Raw genomic sequence first — 16,990 nt, 5'->3', positions numbered from 1 at the left:
GAAGCACATCGTCCCGGGACGTCGCCAACGAAACGAATACCGCCGCCACAAGGGTCGAGGTGATTCCGCGAACATCGGAATCCCACTCAACAATTGCGCATGGCTTCGGCGCTCCGCGCCACGAGACCGATGGCCGCAGGAACCCCGCGAACGGATGCACGAGCGATGCGCGGCTCACCGTTTGAGCAAACCAGGGTGGCGATCATGCCGGATTGACCCCAAGTCGAACGCATCGCGAACCCATCTTAAAGCCCCGGACCACCGATGTTCGTCAGCGAGAGCCTCGCCGAGCCGGATCCGCCGCGTGCGGCCATCGACGCCCTGACCCGCGCCGACGAGGCGGCTTGTGTCCAGGCTTGTTTCGCGGATCTGGACCTCGGTGCCGACGCCCTGCAGCGGATCGACACGACCGCCCGTCGGCTCGTCGAGGCAGTGCGTCTCGGCGGAGGGCAGGCCGGCGGACTCGACGCCTTTCTTCAGGAGTACGGTCTCTCCACGCCGGAAGGCGTGACGCTGATGTGTATCGCCGAGGCCCTGCTGCGCATCCCGGACACCGGCACGCGGGAACGTCTGATCCAGGACAAGCTGGCCCCGGCCGACTGGGACCGCCACCTCGGTCACTCGCAGTCGCTCCTGGTGAATGCCTCGACGCTTGCCCTGATGCTGACGGGGCGAGTGGTGGCGTTCGGTCGCACGGAAGACGGCAGCGCCGGAAGCTTGATCGGCCGACTGGTCGGTCGGCTCGGCGAGCCCGTGGTGCGCGAGGCCCTTGGGCAAGCGATGCGGATCCTGGCGCTGCAGTTCGTCATGGGCTCCAGGATCGAGGAGGCATTGGAGCGGGCCCGGACGGGCGAGGCCAAGGGTTACACCTATTCCTACGACATGCTCGGCGAGGCCGCCTGCACCGCCGAGGACGCCGAGCGCTACTACGGGGCCTACCGAGAGGCGATCCGCGCGATCGGCACCGCCGCGAAACGCCGCGGACCGGTCGCCGGGCCGGGGATCTCGGTGAAGCTCTCGGCGCTGCATCCGCGCTACGAAGCCGCGCAGCGAGGCCGTGTCATGGCCGAGCTTCTACCGCGGCTCCTCGCATTGGCGCGGGCCGCGGCCGAGCGCGACATCGGCCTGACGATCGACGCGGAGGAGGCCGATCGGCTCGATCTCTCGCTGGAGCTCATCGCCGCACTGGCGGGCGATCCCGCGCTCGGCGATTGGCGGGGTCTCGGGGTCGCCGTCCAGGCGTATCAGAAGCGCGCCCCGGCGGTGATCGACTGGCTCGGCGCGCTTGCGGGACGGCATCGGTGCCGGCTGATGGTCCGGCTGGTGAAGGGCGCCTATTGGGACACCGAGATCAAACGGGCGCAGGAGGGCGGCCAAGCGGGCTATCCGGTCTTCACCCGCAAGGCCGCCACGGATGTGTCCTATCTCGCCTGCGCGCGTCGGCTGCTCGCGCGCGCAGACCGGCTTTACCCGCAGTTTGCGACCCACAACGCCCACACGATCGCGGCCGTGCTTGAGTTGGCCGGGACGACCCGCGGGTTCGAGTTTCAGCGTCTGCACGGCATGGGCGAGGCGCTCTATCAAAGGGTCGTCGAGGACGCTGATCTCGGGGTCGGCTGCCGCATCTATGCCCCGGTCGGGCGCCATGAGGATCTCCTGCCCTATTTGGTGCGCCGTCTTCTGGAGAACGGCGCCAACAGCTCCTTCGTCAACCGGCTGCGCGACGAGCGTCTGCCGATCGCGGCGATCGTGCGGGACCCCATCGCCCAGATGCGCTCGCACGCCGGCCAGCCGCACCCGCGGATCCCGCTGCCTCGTGCGATCCTGCTGCCCGAGCGGACGATTGCGCGAGGTCTGGATCTCGCCTCGCCGGGCGAGCTGCTGCGCTTGCGTGAGGCCATGTCCGCCGCGGACGGACCCTGGACCGCAGCCCCGATCATCGACGGCATGATGGCCGAGGCGGGACTGCGGCCCGTGGTCTCGCCGGCCGATCGGACACGCGAGATCGGCGGGGTCCGCGACGCCGACCCGGCCGAGATCGAGCGGGCGCTCGTCCTTGCTGCGACCGCCGCGCCCGCGTGGGCGGCGCGTGACCCCGAGGAGCGCGCCGCCTGTCTCGAGCGCGCGGCCGATGCACTGGAGGCCGATCTGCCCGCCTTCATGGCGCTGGCGGTGCGCGAGGCCGGCAAGACCCTGCCCGATGCGCTGGCCGAGGTTCGCGAGGCGGTCGACTTCTGTCGTTACTATGCCGCTCGGGCGCGCGCCGGGCTCGGCCCCGAGCTCTCGGTGCAGGAATCCGCGTCCGGGCATACCGCGAGCGTCGAGGGCGGCGGCGTCTTTGTCTGCATCAGCCCTTGGAACTTCCCGCTCGCCATCTTTATCGGGCAGGTAAGCGCCGCGCTGGTCGCCGGCAACGCGGTCCTGGCCAAACCCGCCGAGCAGACCCCGTTGATCGCCGCGCGGACGGTCCGGCTCCTGCACGAGGCCGGAGTGCCGGGCGCGGTCCTGCACCTCTTGCCGGGGGAGGGGGCCCGCGTCGGCGCCGCGCTGGTCACCGACCCGAGGATCGCCGGGGTTTGCTTCACGGGCTCGACCGAGGTGGCGCGTTCCATCAATCGGCAGCTCGCGGGACGCTCCGATCGCCGCCGGGTGCTGATCGCCGAGACCGGCGGGATCAATGCGATGATCGTCGACAGCACCGCTCTGACCGAGCAGGTGATTCGCGACGTGCTCTCCGGTGCCTTCCGCAGCGCGGGCCAGCGTTGCTCGGCCCTGCGCCTGCTCTTCCTGCAAGAGGACATCGCGGAGCACACGCTCGACATGCTCGCCGGGGCAATGGACGAGCTCAGACTGGGCGACCCGGGCCTGCTCGACACCGACGTCGGCCCGGTCATCGACGGCGATGCGGCGGCGATGCTGGAGGCGCACGCTCGTCGGATGGAGCGCGAGGCACGCCTCATCCGACGGGTCGCTCCGGGCCCCGGGACCGAGCACGGCTGGTTCGTCGCCCCCGCGGCCTTTGAGCTGGAGCATGCCGGCCAGCTTGAGCGCGAGGTTTTCGGGCCGCTCCTGCATGTGGTGCGCTTCGCCCCGGATACGCTCGACGCGGTGGTCGACAGCATCAATGCCAAGGGCTACGGGCTCACACTCGGCGTGCATACCCGTATCGACGCGACCTGGCGCCGGATCGCGGCACGGGCCCGTGTCGGCAACATCTATATCAATCGCAACCAGATCGGCGCCCTGGTCGGTATCCAGCCCTTCGGCGGACGCGGGCTCTCGGGCACCGGACCCAAGGCGGGCGGACCCTATCATCTGGAGCGATTGGTCGCCGCCCGACCGGCCGTCGGCGTCTCGGGTAATGCGAGCCAGGTCGGCACCGATGTCGGTCGAGCGGATCCCTTTCAGGGGGGCGACGCCCCTGTGAGCGCTGCGCCGACGGGTCTGTCGCGCCGAGATCTGGAGGATGCCTTAAGCCGACCGGATGATGCCCAGCCGCCGGACCTCGAGACGCGCGCAACGATTCTCGAGCGGGCGGCAACGCGCATCGGAGGTGCAGCCGGCGCGACCCTCGTCGGACTTGCGGCCCGGGCGCGCGCCATGCTCGCCGCCCCGCTCGCACTCGCGGGCCCGACGGGCGAGGAGAACCAGCTCTTTCTCGAGCCGCTCGGGCGGCTCGCCTGCGTCGCCGACGATCCGGCCGTGCTCGCCGCACAGATCGGTGCTGCCCTGGTCACGGGCAATCGTGTCATCGCCGTCGGACCGGGGGTCCATCGGGCCGTGCAGCATTTCATCGACGCCGGGGCGCCGATCGCGTTGCTTGCCCTGATCCCGCCGGGGACGGATGCGGACCTGGAGGACCTCGCCGCCGACCCGCGTCTGGACGGACTCGCGTTTCAGGGTGAGGAGGCCCTCGCCGCCCGGCTCGACGCCGCACTCGCCCGCAGCGAGGGACCGATCCGGCCCCTGATTCCCTGGGTCGACGTCGGCGCCGACGTCGGTGCCGGCATCGGCATACCGCCGGCCGGCAGCCCCGGTTGGATACGCCGATTCTTGACCGAAAAGACCCTTTCGCGCGACACCACCGCCTCGGGGGGCAATGCCTCGCTCCTTGCCGCCGCCGACGACGAGGGCGGCTGAAGCAGGTGCCGATCGCTCTTTTCCCCGGTTCACCAAACCGTCCCCGGATCCGGGGTTAGCGCGGCCCGGCATGGCCGCACTGGCCGCTCTTCCCTTGCGTCTCGGACGATCCGCCTCATAATCTAACCATTGAAAGGTTCTATAAACGAGGCGCGCCATGTCTGTTCCCGCCGAACTGCTCTCCGAGGTCATCACGGAGCAAGGGCTGATTGCGACGGATCGCCTGGCCGAAGTGCTGCACATCACCAAGACCGAGCTGGCTAAGGCGACCGGATTATCCCGTGACGCGGTATCCAAGCGTGATCGGCGCGAGGCACGTCAGACCCAGACGCGGTTGCGCGACACCGTGGAGATCATCAATCGAGTCACGAGCTGGACCGGCTCACCCGGACGCGCGTTCGCCTGGTTTCGTTCTCAGCCGCTCCCTTCGTTCGGCGACAGAACCGCCGAGGATCTGGTCAAGGATGGCCGCGCGCAGGCCGTCAAGGATTATCTGTCGCGAATCGCGGAAGGCGGCTACGCGTGACGGAGGCGCCGCCGACACGCCCCTTCGTCGGTGTGGTCTATCGCGCCCACAATCCCCGCTGGGCCTTCGCGCCGACCTCGGGAGACGGAGCGGCACGCCATGGCGGTCGCTTCAACCCGCGAGGCACCCCGGCCCTCTATACCTCGCTCGACCCCAAGACCGCGTGGATGGAGGCTCAGCAGGGACTGCCGTTCAAGGCGCAACCCATGACTCTGGTCGGCTATCGCGTGCGCTGCGAGCGGATCATCGACCTAACCGATCCGGCCGTACTCGCCGCCCGCGGAGTCGATGACGCGACGCTGGCCTGTGCTTGGGAGGACCTGGTTTCGCGTGACCGAACGCCGCCGAGCTGGTCGCTCGCCGAGACATTGATCGCCGTCGGCTGCCATGGCGCGCTCGTACCCAGCTTCGCACCCGGCACGACGCGGGCTGAACGCGACCTTGTTCCCTGGCAGTGGTCCGACACTCCGCCCTGCCAGGCACTGGTCATCGATGATTTCGGACGCTTGCCGAAGGATGATGCCTCCTGGGTGTGAATCCTTGAGACTTCATTTTGCCGACATCCTTAGTCCAACGCCCCTTCCTCGGCGGCCTTGTTGTAGCGACAAGGCCTCTGAAAAACCCCTTATCGGACCCCCTTGTTCGCGGGTGCCCGCCTCCGGTGGACCGGTACGGATCTCCCTGGTTACCGCGTGCTCTCGATGCCAGGCTCGTAATGGCCTCAGACCCCAGGGAGTACCCGTGCCACTCGCCACAACGCGCCACGGACTGTTGCCTGTCGGAGGGACAAACCCGTCGGCACTCTCGACAAAACTTCTAGGGGCTCAATACATTCAAGGTCGGCTCCACCCATGACCTGTGCACCTCGTCTGCTGTCGTGCCTACGCATCGACGCGCCTGTTGCCAGTCGCGCCGAATGGCTCGATACTGGGCTCGTGGCTAGCGATTACCCCGGCGGGAGTCATACGCGCTATTACACGCGGGCTTGCCAGGCCGCCCTGACCCGGTTTCGCTTCGGAACTGAACTTTTTGGAGATACGGTGGGTTACGCGCAGCCCTTCCCGAAAACGGCGAGTTGCCGTACTTACGTGAGACGGGAACGACTCCCAACGAAGAGTACATCCTGGGCCGATCGCGGCCTTCGAATGGGTAACCGGCCCGCGCCCCCAAGGCTGTTAAACGGCTGAAACACAGGCGGGATTCTCCTTACCTAACTCCTTCGTTTCCCTGACTCAGCTCTTTATCCTATGGAAATCGATACTGATAAGTTCAAGTCTCTGGTTGCGTATATGAAGGATCAACACACCGAAGAAAGGGATCGTTTTACGAGGCTAGAAGACAAGTCGATCAAGTATTTGGGCGCTGTTACAATTGCTGTTAGCGCGTATACATTCTTGATTCGGTGGGTTGCCGAGCAAACATTGCCTCCGCAGACCGGTATTGAGCGATTGCTCGTGATATTTATGGTAACAACTTTTCTCGCGCTGATTGTCGCATGGAGCTTTGTCTTCCGGTCCATAAAACTCCAAAATGTAGCAAGAATGCCATACGATGATGCCGTATTGGAGATGTTTAAGAACAATAATGCAGCGAGCGCGTATGTGGCATTGGCCGAGCGGTATGGGGAGGCTATCTCCGTCAGGCAGAAGGAATATTGCAAGAAGCTTGCGTACGTAGAAAAAGCATACACGGGGATTTTTCTCGCTGGATTATCCTTCTCGATTTTCATTTTTTTGCTCGTGGTCAACGAGTGGATTAACTGAAGAGGCAGGTACGATGGCAGGCAACGAAGAAGTAAGTCGCCCGACTGAAAACCAAGATCAATCCACCCCAATTCCAGTGCCGCAACCAATCCAAGCGCCTGATTTAGTCCCAGTCAAAGAAAGCGTCGATTTGCCTTCAATCGACCTGCGAGATGACTAGCAAGACTCCTTCAGACCGAAGGCAAACGCAAATAAGGGGCCCAAATAAGAGCTGAAATTTCCGGGTTCTGGGCGCTCAGGCGTCGGTAGTGCTTGGGGAGGCCGGGATTTCGGCTGGGTTTGCGCGAATCTACGCAAACTCCCTCGAAATACCCCCCACCCCTACCGCCAACCCCCTCCGAAAGCCGGAAACCTCAGATAAGAGGCCAGGCTCCATTAAATCGCTAGAAGGAGGAGAATTCAATTGACCCTGAGCCCTTTTCCCTCTTATTAACTTGGATCTTATGGAACAGAACAGGTGTCCTTCACGTACAATTCCCGTTGATCCCCTGATCTATGTGCCTGCAGCACTAACTTATGAATTTCATACCCTGAACGGGGAAAAGAACCACCGCCCTGAGATAAACGCGATTGGAATGCCGCAAAGATCATTCCGTCAGTTGAAGGCGGTAACGGCGAATAGGAAGATCCTCCAAGCCGAACTTGTTGCGCCGATTGGCATTTCTCAACGTGAGGCGGCTTCGACCCGCATGCCGCTGAAGGCGAGATAAAACAGAGTGGGACGAATAGATTAACTTAATTGGACTCCTTTTCCCACGACTCCCATCTATTGGTTTTCAGGATCTATCATTTCTGCGCATGTCCCAAGGGAGGCTTATGTGAATGTGACTCAAGTTCCCGCAAGATACTATGCGGCGAGCCACCATGAGACTGAAGAATCAGTCATATCGAAAATCCAAGATGGTCGGTTGAGCGGATTTTGCAATAACGGTGAGTGGCACGTTGATGTAACGAATTCTCCGGACTCTCCACATGAGGCGAACTCGCAGACTGATTCTGCGAAAAAAGCGGGTGGGCAGAGCCTATATGATAAGGCGTTTCTTGTTGCGTTTTTTGCGGGTGTGGCTGTAATGATCTACTTCATTTACAAGCTATCAACCTGTTCTTTCATGCCTCCGGGATCCGAACGAGGAAGTCTAAGCTCAAAAGACACAGCCGAAAGTAGCGCATATCTCGATTGCAGAGGCCGCTGGGCCCCGCTGTATCGCGATCAGGGTTTGTCCTTCTGGGATTCGATGGAGAAGGCGCACGGCCACTGTTATCATCTCAAATGAATTGTTCGCACAAGAAGGCGGGAGTGCAGCCTGACAATTCCTTGCGCAGCCCAACATTTTCAACAGAAGCGCAATAACCGCCTAGCAACCGATTTGAGGTTGGATGCCGCAGAGGCACCGAGCTTATCGCCAGTCGGCAGACTTCCGGGCCACGAGACTTGTACACGGGACTTTCAGAATAAGGGTTGAGGCTTATGCCGAAGATCAATCAAAGCTCAGTTCTCGACGGTTTTGTTGCCGCGTTGGGTGAGGAGATAGGCAGTAAAAACACATTGACAATTGACGTTTCGGGTCTCGGTGTGCTGGGGCTTAAATGCGCCCGGAAGCAAGTTCTCGGTTTTCAGTGGATGGATTCACTCCCTCCCGAGTGCAGATATGACTATATAGTAGCCGATCTCCCATTTGGTATGCGCAGAGAGCCGACAACGGTCGGTAATAGAGAGATCGTGTTAAGAAAGAATTGGATCGAACTTGCTAAAGCTCTACGGTTTCTCAACCATGATGGCTTATGCGTCGCCTTGGTAGAACCGCCTGCATTCGGCATCGCTGAAGGGCCTCGATTTGAAGAGGCATTGAATTCAGAAGGATACTACGTCACCGGTATCTTCAACGTTCCCATCGGTCTATTTGAATCGGCAAGTTTCAGGCCAGTGTTGGTCGTGTTAGGTCGTTCGAGGAGCGATCGAGTTCTTGTCGGTGAATTAGATGGGGCGGAGCACATTTCAGGATTGGCGCATGCGCTTGTTTCCGAGATCTCGGGTGACGCTCTGAGCGAAGGCGTATTTATTGTCTCGGGAACCTTTAAGGGATTTGATCGGCTTAAGGCAGAGCAACAGTTGTCTGGGCTTGGAACGCAGTTTAAAGAGTATGACCAGGTACGACTCAGGGACATTGCGGTTGAAATAAATACTGTAAAGAACGGCGAAGATCATACTGTAAAAGAGAATGCGGTTTATGTTCCCATGCTTGGACAGTCCCTTGTGACTCACGATATATCACAGATTTCCATAAAGCATCAGAACGTTTGTCAGGTCGTATTGTCCGAGAAGGCGAATAGCGAATACTTGTCAGCCTTTTTTCAATCGCAACTGGGAAAACTTGTACTAACGTCACTCCACGTTGGTACGGTCATTCGGAAGATCCGGACATCAGATCTCGCCCAGTTCTGGTGACAGTTTACTCAATTCCCGCCGTACGCGAAAGTTAAGTTCTGTCACCTGAACTCGCGGCTAAATCAGCCGATGGAGCATCGGGAAGCTGCCTGAACTGAGGATGCATTGATGTGAAACATCATTACTCATCAATAGCTCCTGCACGTATTAGGAAGCGAGCGATAATACGCTAAACTCGGCGACGCGGTCTGGCTCGGCTCGGAGCGGTTGTCAGGGAAAAGGCTTCATGTGGCTTGTGCGAGCCTTTGATTGACCAGATGCCAGAATATCGAGACTTGGGCAGGCTCATGGTCAAAGAAATCTTCAAAAAAGCCAGGGTCGTTTAAAGGTGCGGGATATGAATAGCGCTCGCCGTCCTCGCCAAATTCCGTTATCCAATCGCCCGGCTGAGTCGATTCCAGTGCATCGAACAATGTGGAATCATAAAGATAAGGTTTGCCGAGGTCATTCAGTATCCGATACTCATCCGCCTCTATGCCGAGGACGAAATACTGTTGGTCATCAGACAGATCTGGATAGTTGGGGTTTTCGGATTTCAGCTTTACAACCATTTCTGTGGGACCGGCTTTAGTTTGGTTTCAAATCGTCCTATGCCGTAGTGCTCATACCAGTGAAACTCGTATCGATGACCCTCTCACTCAAAACTGGACTGCTTTCCCCAGACCCATCTCGACCGCCGGCCGCCATACTGATCTACAAGCCTTTGAACATCACGAATACGTTCGCCTTTTGCGATGATACGTGATTGGGCAACAAGCTCGTTTGTGAGTTCGATCGATGAAATCCTCCACTGTCTGCCGGCGCGAACCTGTTCTAGATCGCACGCCCAGCCTCATGCACGAGACTGCTCGCAGTCTAGCCCAAAGGTGGCCTGAGAACGACCGAAGTCGCCACGATAGGGGGGGGTCCACACCGAGTCCGGGCATCGGAGTGGCGACGCCAGCGTCTGGAGCTCTCCCGAATGCGCGTCCGCAAGCGCCAGGGGCTGATATCGGAGGGGATGATTCCGCCATGAGGGTCCTTTCTCAGTCGTGGCGATCAATGCGTGACGATGATGAGTGCTTCGCCGGTCACGATGGGTCCAGTGTAGCAGGGCGATGCGTGGGCGCTACTCGGGCGGGTTCGGCGTCCGGTTGGAGTCGTTCCGCGCCTCGTTCGTCATGCAAGCCGAGGGTGGCACTGGGCGCGGAGCGCCGGGAGAGGCGTGACACCGCGGGAGCGGTGTCACGAGCACGTGGGTGGGCTTGGCGGCACGTCTTGGCGAACGAGGCTTTTTCGGAGCTTCACGCCTGGACGGGACCGGTGCCACGGGCTGGCACAGGTCCGCCCCGCTCGTTACTCTTCTCCTCTTTTTCTCTTCACTGCGGCCTGCGGGCCCAGCTCGGCCCGGAGGGCCCATGCAGATTCGCCTCTCGACGCTCCTCACGCTTGGCCTTCTCTCCGGCCTGACGCCCTTTGCCATCGATATGTATCTGCCGAGCCTGCCCGCGATCGCGCAGGACTTGGACTCGACGATCGAGCTGGCTCAGCTGAGCGTGACCGCGTATCTGGGCGTCTTTGCTCTGGCCCAATTGGTGTTGGGACCGGCCTCGGACGTGCTTGGACGGCGCGCGACCATCGGCGGCGGGTTGGCGCTGTTTTGCCTCGGTGCGCTCATGTGTGTCTTGGCCGAGCGGATGGAGACGCTGCTGTTGGGGCGCGCGGTTCAGGGGCTTGGCGGCGCGGCGGTCGCGGTGACGGTACCGGCCCTGGTACGGGATCTCTTCGAGCGCGATCACTATGCGCGGGTGATGAGTCTGGTGATGTTGACGACGGCGCTGGCGCCCCTGCTGGCGCCGTCCATCGGCGGGGCCATCGTCTCCTATCTGGAGTGGCATTGGGTTTTCGGCGCGCTCCTCGTCTTGGGCTTGACGGCGAGCGGGCTCTTCTTTCGGCTGATCCCGGAGACCCTTCCGCACGCGGATCGCCACCCGCCCGAGCTGGCTCGGGTCCTGCGCAATTACCTGACCTTGCTCCGGCATCGCGTCGGTCTGGGGTATCTGCTGACCGGGGCCTTTTCCTTCGGCGGCATGATGACCTATATCGTCACCTCGCCATTCGTCTACATCGAGCTGCACGGGGTACCGGTGGGTTGGTTCGGGGCCTTCTTCGGGGCGAACGTGGCCCTGGCGATGGTGGTGACCAGCCAGAATGCCCGGTTGGTTGTCCGTTTAGGGGCGGAGCGGCTGTTGCGTTTGGGGCTAGGCGTGCAGGTCGTGTCGGCGGTGATCCTGCTGGGGCTGGCCATTTGGGGGACGCCGCCGCTGTGGGCGATTGTCGGCGCGACCCTGCTCTATCTCGGGATGGCGGGGGTGGTGCTCGGCAATTCCATGGCGGGATTCATGGCGCACTTCGCTCGGATGGCCGGAACTGCATCGGCCTTCTCCGGGGCGTCGCGGTTCGGGCTCGGTGCGGTGATGGGGTCACTGGTCAGCCTGATGCATACCGGGGATGCGACGCCGATGCTCTTCGGTATGGCGATCTGCGGCTTGGCAGCGGGCGCGAGCTATTGGCTGCTGTGCTGCCCGCCCCGTCAGGCGACGACGGGGTCAGGCTGATCGCGGGTCGGATGCGGATCAAAGATGCACCGGATCTGCGGTGAAGACGATGGTGAGCCACCGATCCGGCCCCGCACCGCCGATGGCGTCGCCGATCTCGGCGCGCAGCGCGTCGATCTCGCCGACCGGCAGGCTGAGGTCGGGCGGTACCAGGACGGAGATCTCGATGAACCGGGCACGGCCGGCCTTGGAAAGATAGCTCCGATACTCGGGGAAGCCGTGGCGGGCGACGAAGTCGGTCATGACCGAACGGACATGCGCGTCCATGTCGCTCGGGCTGATCATCAGGATCTCGCCGAACGCCTCGCGTGCCTCGCGGAAAGGCAACGGCAAGATGAAGAGTGCGATGATCGCCAGCACGACGGGATCGACGTAGCGGATGAAGCCCTCCGCCTCGGTGCCTTTCATCGCCAGCGCCGCGCCAAAGGCGACCAGGAGTGCGGTGGTGATCAGGGCCGACATCAGCCATGCCTTCACGTCCAAGCGTATCAGACCCGAGTCGATGCGCTCGGCCTGGCGGCCCATCCACCACCACATCCCGTAGGAGATGAGTGCGACCGCCACCGCGTAGATGAGCGCGGTGCCGAACGCGGGCTCGTAACCGCCCTTGAGGATGCTGTTCACCGCGCTCAGGAAGGCGTAGGCGACCAGGACGATGAGCACGGATGCCTTCAAAGCGATGACCATCGGCTCCAGATGCCAGAAGCCGTACTGGAAACGACGGTCGCCTTGGCCGGCGACCAGCCGAGCAACGACAAGGGTCAGCCAGGTGACCGCGACATCGACGAGCGAGAAGAATCCGTCGAAGAGGATCGCGGGCGAGCGGGCGAGCAGGCCGAAGAGGATGCCGAGCCCGGCAATCACGACGGTCGCGCCCAACGAGAGCCACAACAAGCGCGCCTCCAGCTCGCTTCGCAACCGCATGACGCGCTCGATCGATGCCACGGATCCTCGTCTCCATCGTCGCCGTTCGCCCGCCGCTCGCGGCAGTGCTGCCGGGCCGTCGGGGTCGTGGATGGGTTGGTGTCCCGGCTGCTGCCGACGCCGGGGTCGCTTGGTGTGCCGCGCGGGAGCGGGGCCGGCCGATTATAGGCGAGCCTCGCGGCGCGGGGGCAGACCGTTTGAGCGCCGGCGTGGCCGCCGGCGCGACATAGGGGAATCAGGATGCACCAACAGCGGTTTTCAGGTCCGATCCGGCCCGCCGATCTCGATCGATCCGACGACGCGCAGGCTATCGTGACCTTGCTGAACGCCTACGCCGAGGACGCCATGGGCGCCGGCGAGCCGCTCTCCGAAGAGGTACAGGACCGTCTGGTGCCGGCACTGCGACGCGTGCCGGATCATCTCGTGCTTCTGGCCTGCGACGGCGAGAATGCCGTCGGGCTGGCGATCTGCTTCCAGGGATTCTCGACCTTCCGCGCCCGACCGCTACTCAATATCCATGATCTGGCGGTGCTCCCGAGCCATCGGCGCCGGGGTGTCGCCACCGCGCTGCTGGCGGCGATCGAGGCGGAGGCGAGACGTCGGGACTGCTGCAAGCTCACGCTCGAGGTGCGGGAGGATAATCCGCGTGCCGAGGCGCTTTACCGCGCGCTCGGCTTCGGCGCCGGGAGCGCGGGTGAGCGCTCTGTCCAATACCGGTTCATGGAAAAGCGCCTCGTGTCGAGCGCTTGAGCCTGGGCGAAGCGTGAGAGACTGTCCAAAGTTCTCGACCACTTGACCAAGGAGTGACCATGCCCGCGCTGTTCCAACCCTTCACGCTCAAAGACGTGACGCTGCGTAACCGCATCGCCGTGCCGCCCATGTGCCAATACTCGGCGATTGACGGCCTCGTCAACGACTGGCATCTGGTGCATCTCGCCGGTCTCGCACGCGGCGGCGCCGGTCTGGTCATCGTCGAGGCGACCGCGGTGTCCCCGGAAGGGCGGATCACGCCCAACTGCACCGGTCTCTGGAACGACGTGCAGGCGCAGGCGCTCATGCCCGCAGTCGAGGCCATCAAGGCGGCCGGCGCCGTGCCGGGCATTCAGATCGGTCATGCCGGCCGCAAGGCGAGCGCGAACCGTCCGTGGGACGGCGACGACCACATCCCGGAGGGCGACGCGCGTTGCTGGCAGACCATCGCGCCCTCGGCGATCCCGTTCGGGGCGAATCTCCCGAAGGTGCCGAAGGCGATGACGCCGGACGACATCGCGCGGGTGCGCTCCGACTTCAAGGCGGCAGCACTGCGCGCGCGGGATGCCGGGTTCCGGTGGCTCGAGCTGCATTTCGCGCATGGCTATCTGGGTCAGAGCTTCTTCTCCACGCATTCCAACCAGCGCGACGATGCCTACGGCGGGAACCTGGAGAACCGCTGCAGATTCCTGCTGGAAACACTCGATGCGGTGCGCGAGGTCTGGCCTGAGAATCTCCCCCTGACCGCGCGGTTCGGCGTGATCGAATACGACGGACGCGACGACGAGACCCTGGCCGAGTCCGTCGAGCTGGCCAAGCAGCTCAAGAGCCACGGCCTCGATCTCTTGAACGTCAGCATCGGCTTCTCCACGCCGACCGCCCGGATCCCTTGGGCGCCGGGTTTCCTCGCGCCGATCGCCGAGCGGGTGCGGCGCGAGTCGGGGCTCCCGGTGGCGTCCGCCTGGGGGTTCGACGATCCGGAGATCGCGCAAGGCGCCGTGGCAGACGAGCAATTGGACCTGGTCATGATCGGGCGCGCGCACCTGGCGAACCCGCACTGGCCTTACGCGGCCGCCCGCAAGCTGGGTGTCGAGCGTGCTGCATGGATGCTCCCGGCGCCCTATGCACACTGGCTACAGAGTTACGGGGGTGGGAGCTGATTTCGGGGGGGCGGGGCTGTGATCGGCCGCGAGCTATCAGCGTTCAGCTTTCAGTTACCTTTCGGCAACACTTGTCCGCGAATCGGTTCAGAAATTCTGTCCGTTACGGGTTGCCGTTCTCGGCAGAGTCTGCAATATGGGCTTCGGCAGCCGAGAGCTGACAGCTAACAGCTCCCTCGGGCGGCTCGGGTTTGTCCCGAGCCGCATCTTGCCGCATCATGCGCGACCGCGGATTCAGTGAGCGCAAGACGACGGCATGACCGAAACCACGACCTACAATGCGGAGGGCCTCGAGCGCCTGCCGCTGAAGGATTTCACCGAAAAGGCGTATCTGGACTATTCCATGTACGTCATCCTCGACCGCGCGCTGCCCCATGTGGGCGATGGGCTGAAGCCCGTGCAGCGGCGCATCCTCTACGCCATGTCGGAGCTCGGGCTCTCGGCGGCGGCCAAGTTCAAAAAGTCCGCGCGTACCGTCGGCGACGTGCTGGGTAAGTTCCATCCGCACGGGGATTCGGCCTGTTACGAGGCGATGGTGCTGATGGCGCAGCCCTTCAGCTATCGCTATCCGCTGGTGGACGGGCAGGGCAACTGGGGCTCGCCGGACGATCCCAAGTCGTTCGCGGCCATGCGCTATACCGAGTCGCGTCTCACGCCCTACGCGGACCTGCTGCTCGACGAGGTCGACCAGGGCACGGTCGACTGGCAGCCCAATTTCGATGGGACACTGGAGGAGCCGAAGCTGCTGCCGGCGCGTCTGCCGAACTTGCTGCTCAACGGCGCGACCGGGATCGCCGTCGGCATGGCGACCGACATCCCCGCGCACAACCTGCGCGAGGTCGCGCGCGCCTGCATCCATCTGCTCGATCATCCGGATGCGACCCTCGAGGACCTGATGCGCTTCGTGCCGGGGCCGGATTTTCCGACCGCGGGCGAGATCGTCACCCCGCGCGAGGATCTCGCGAAGATCTACCAGACCGGCGGCGGGAGCCTGAAGCAGCGCGCCGTCTACGAGGTCGAGCGCGGCGAGATCGTGATCATCGCCTTGCCCTATCAGGTCTCGGGCAGCCGTGTGCTCGAGCAGATCGCGCAGCAGTTCAACGCCAAGAAGCTGCCGATGATCGAGGACTTCCGCGACGAGTCCGATCATGAGTTTCCGACCCGGCTGGTGATCGTGCCGCGTTCCAATCGCGTCGATGTCGACCGCCTCATGTCGCACCTCTTCGCCACGACCGACCTGGAACGCAGCTACCGGGTCAACATGAACCTGATCGCGCTCAATGGCCGGCCGCGCGTCATGACCTTGCGCGACATCCTCGTCGAGTGGCTCATGTACCGCACCGAGACGGTCCGGCGGCGCTCGCAACATCGTCTGGACAAGGTCCTCGAGCGCCTGCACCTCTTGGACGGCCTGCTGATCGCCTTTCTCAACATCGACGAGGTGATCCGCATCGTCCGCGCGGAGGACGAGCCCAAGCCGGTGCTCATGGAGCGATTCGCGCTCTCCGAGGCCCAGGCGGACTATGTGCTCAACACCAGGCTGCGTCAGCTCGCGCGTCTGGAAGAGATGAAGATCCGCGCCGAGCAGGCGGAGCTGGCCGAGGAGCGCGACGGGCTGCAAGCCATTCTGGGCGATCCGTCGGCGCTCAAGCGGCTGATCTCCGAAGAGATCACGGCCGATGCCGAGAAGCACGGCGACCCGAGGCGCTCGCCTCTGGTCGCACGAGCCAGCGCGGCGGCGATCGACGAGATCGATCTGGCGCCCAGCGAGCCGGTGACGGTGGTGCTGTCCGAGAAGGGTTGGGTGCGCGCGGCCAAGGGGCACGAGGTCGATCCGGCCGGGCTGAGCTACCGCTCCGGGGATCGGTTCCTCATGGCGGTGCGGGTGCGCAGCAGTCAGGCCGTCGTCTTTCTCGATTCGACCGGGCGTAGCTATTCATTGCCGGCACATAGCCTGCCGTCTGCGCGCGGGCAAGGCGAGCCTTTGACCGGCCGACTCGATCCGCCCGCCGGCGCGCGTTTCGTGGCGGTGCTGGGCGAGGCGCCCGAGAGTCGCGTGCTGATGGCGTCGGATGCCGGATACGGGTTCATCGCCCGGATGGAGGACCTCTACGCCAAGGCCAAGGCCGGCAAGGCGGTACTGAGCCTGCCCAAGGGCGCCGAGGTCTTGAATCCGCTCGCGTTGACCGGAGAGGACGGCGGCTTGGAGGGCGCCAGGCTCGCGGCCGTCACCACCGCGGGCCATTTGCTGCTGTTTCCGGTCTCGGAGCTTCCCGAGATGCCGCGAGGCAAAGGCAACAAGATCATCGGCATCCCGTCGGCCCGCGTCGCGGCACGGGAGGAGTTGGTCATTGCGCTCGCGGTGGTGCCGGAGGGCGGGAGCCTGGTGTTGCTCTCGGGCAAGCGGACGCTGACCTTGAAGTCGGCCGATCTGGATGTCTATCAAGGGGAGCGCGGGCGGCGCGGGCGTCTGCTGCCGCGGGGGTTCCAGCGGGTGGAAGGTCTGTCGGTGGCGTAGGTCGGCTCAGCGAGACATCGAACGGAAGCGCACACGATTTCAGGCAATTTCCGTAATTCCGCATCCCGACTGCGGATGCCCGAACGACCTGCGGGGGATTTAGGGGCGAATAAATTCGCCCCTACGCGTCGGCAGCTCCTTTCCCGGAAATCACCTGAAAGCCTAA

The 16,990-nt window shown here is 63.3% G+C and carries 11 protein-coding genes; 9 read left to right on the top strand and 2 right to left on the bottom strand.

The annotated features are described in order from the left end of the window. The first annotated feature begins 264 nt into the window (after nt 1–264). The 5 genes from putA to BLV04_RS24330 all read left to right on the top strand — a co-directional run bounded on the left by putA (nt 265) and on the right by BLV04_RS24330 (nt 8,875). Complete coding sequence (gene putA / locus BLV04_RS07025; protein ID WP_093029439.1) at nt 265–4,140, top strand: bifunctional proline dehydrogenase/L-glutamate gamma-semialdehyde dehydrogenase PutA; 3,876 nt, start codon at nt 265–267, stop codon at nt 4,138–4,140. 157 nt (nt 4,141–4,297) lie between these two features. Beyond that, complete coding sequence (locus BLV04_RS07020; protein ID WP_093029436.1) at nt 4,298–4,666, top strand: antitoxin Xre/MbcA/ParS toxin-binding domain-containing protein; 369 nt, start codon at nt 4,298–4,300, stop codon at nt 4,664–4,666. Then, entirely contained in the window at nt 4,663–5,202 is a 540-nt protein-coding gene (locus BLV04_RS07015; RefSeq protein WP_245731769.1) for an RES family NAD+ phosphorylase, read from the top strand. Before BLV04_RS07020 ends, BLV04_RS07015 begins: the two co-directional genes overlap by 4 nt. Nucleotides 5,203–5,955: 753 nt before the next feature. Beyond that, entirely contained in the window at nt 5,956–6,429 is a 474-nt protein-coding gene (locus tag BLV04_RS07005) for a hypothetical protein (protein ID WP_093029434.1), read from the top strand. A 1,468-nt stretch (nt 6,430–7,897) separates the two neighbouring features. Continuing rightward, the gene (locus BLV04_RS24330; RefSeq protein ID WP_139191870.1) at nt 7,898–8,875 is read left to right on the top strand and encodes a restriction endonuclease subunit S domain-containing protein; all 978 of its coding nucleotides are present in this window, start codon (nt 7,898–7,900) and stop codon (nt 8,873–8,875) included. 224 nt (nt 8,876–9,099) lie between these two features. Here BLV04_RS24330 and BLV04_RS06995 read toward each other — a convergent pair whose 3' ends face one another. Next, a complete protein-coding gene (locus BLV04_RS06995) occupies nt 9,100–9,426 on the bottom strand; it encodes a hypothetical protein (RefSeq protein WP_093029430.1) in 327 nt (108 codons plus the stop codon). A gap of 846 nt (nt 9,427–10,272) precedes the next feature. On the opposite strand from BLV04_RS06995, the gene BLV04_RS06990 reads away from it, so the two are divergent. Continuing rightward, nucleotides 10,273–11,472 (top strand): Bcr/CflA family multidrug efflux MFS transporter, encoded by a 1,200-nt coding sequence (locus BLV04_RS06990; protein WP_093029428.1) that lies wholly within the window; start codon nt 10,273–10,275, stop codon nt 11,470–11,472. An 18-nt stretch (nt 11,473–11,490) separates the two neighbouring features. Here BLV04_RS06990 and BLV04_RS06985 read toward each other — a convergent pair whose 3' ends face one another. Next, nucleotides 11,491–12,417, bottom strand: coding sequence for a cation diffusion facilitator family transporter (locus tag BLV04_RS06985; RefSeq protein WP_093029426.1), 927 nt, complete (start codon nt 12,415–12,417; stop codon nt 11,491–11,493). A gap of 291 nt (nt 12,418–12,708) precedes the next feature. Between BLV04_RS06985 and BLV04_RS06980 the strand changes: the two genes are divergently transcribed. From BLV04_RS06980 to parC, 3 genes are all read left to right on the top strand, one after another. After that, complete coding sequence (locus BLV04_RS06980; protein ID WP_217633664.1) at nt 12,709–13,146, top strand: GNAT family N-acetyltransferase; 438 nt, start codon at nt 12,709–12,711, stop codon at nt 13,144–13,146. A gap of 59 nt (nt 13,147–13,205) precedes the next feature. Further along, complete coding sequence (locus BLV04_RS06975) at nt 13,206–14,306, top strand: NADH:flavin oxidoreductase/NADH oxidase (RefSeq protein ID WP_093029422.1); 1,101 nt, start codon at nt 13,206–13,208, stop codon at nt 14,304–14,306. 256 nt (nt 14,307–14,562) lie between these two features. Beyond that, nucleotides 14,563–16,824, top strand: coding sequence for a DNA topoisomerase IV subunit A (parC, locus tag BLV04_RS06970; protein ID WP_093029420.1), 2,262 nt, complete (start codon nt 14,563–14,565; stop codon nt 16,822–16,824). The last annotated feature ends 166 nt before the right edge of the window (nt 16,825–16,990 follow it).

The sequence above is a fragment of the Thiocapsa roseopersicina genome, assembly GCF_900106925.1.
In the GTDB taxonomy this organism is placed as follows: Bacteria; Pseudomonadota; Gammaproteobacteria; order Chromatiales; family Chromatiaceae; genus Thiocapsa; species Thiocapsa roseopersicina.
This window is presented reverse-complemented; position numbering and strand designations above follow the sequence as displayed.

What these genes read in the sequence shown, in the direction of transcription:
- parC (WP_093029420.1), top strand. Translation starts at nt 14,563, where the DNA reads ATGACCGAAACCACGACCTACAATGCGGAGGGCCTCGAGCGCCTGCCG.
- BLV04_RS06990 (WP_093029428.1), top strand. Translation starts at nt 10,273, where the DNA reads ATGCAGATTCGCCTCTCGACGCTCCTCACGCTTGGCCTTCTCTCCGGC.
- BLV04_RS06995 (WP_093029430.1), bottom strand. Translation starts at nt 9,426, where the DNA reads ATGGTTGTAAAGCTGAAATCCGAAAACCCCAACTATCCAGATCTGTCT.
- putA (WP_093029439.1), top strand. Translation starts at nt 265, where the DNA reads ATGTTCGTCAGCGAGAGCCTCGCCGAGCCGGATCCGCCGCGTGCGGCC.
- BLV04_RS24330 (WP_139191870.1), top strand. Translation starts at nt 7,898, where the DNA reads ATGCCGAAGATCAATCAAAGCTCAGTTCTCGACGGTTTTGTTGCCGCG.
- BLV04_RS06975 (WP_093029422.1), top strand. Translation starts at nt 13,206, where the DNA reads ATGCCCGCGCTGTTCCAACCCTTCACGCTCAAAGACGTGACGCTGCGT.
- BLV04_RS07020 (WP_093029436.1), top strand. Translation starts at nt 4,298, where the DNA reads ATGTCTGTTCCCGCCGAACTGCTCTCCGAGGTCATCACGGAGCAAGGG.
- BLV04_RS07005 (WP_093029434.1), top strand. Translation starts at nt 5,956, where the DNA reads ATGAAGGATCAACACACCGAAGAAAGGGATCGTTTTACGAGGCTAGAA.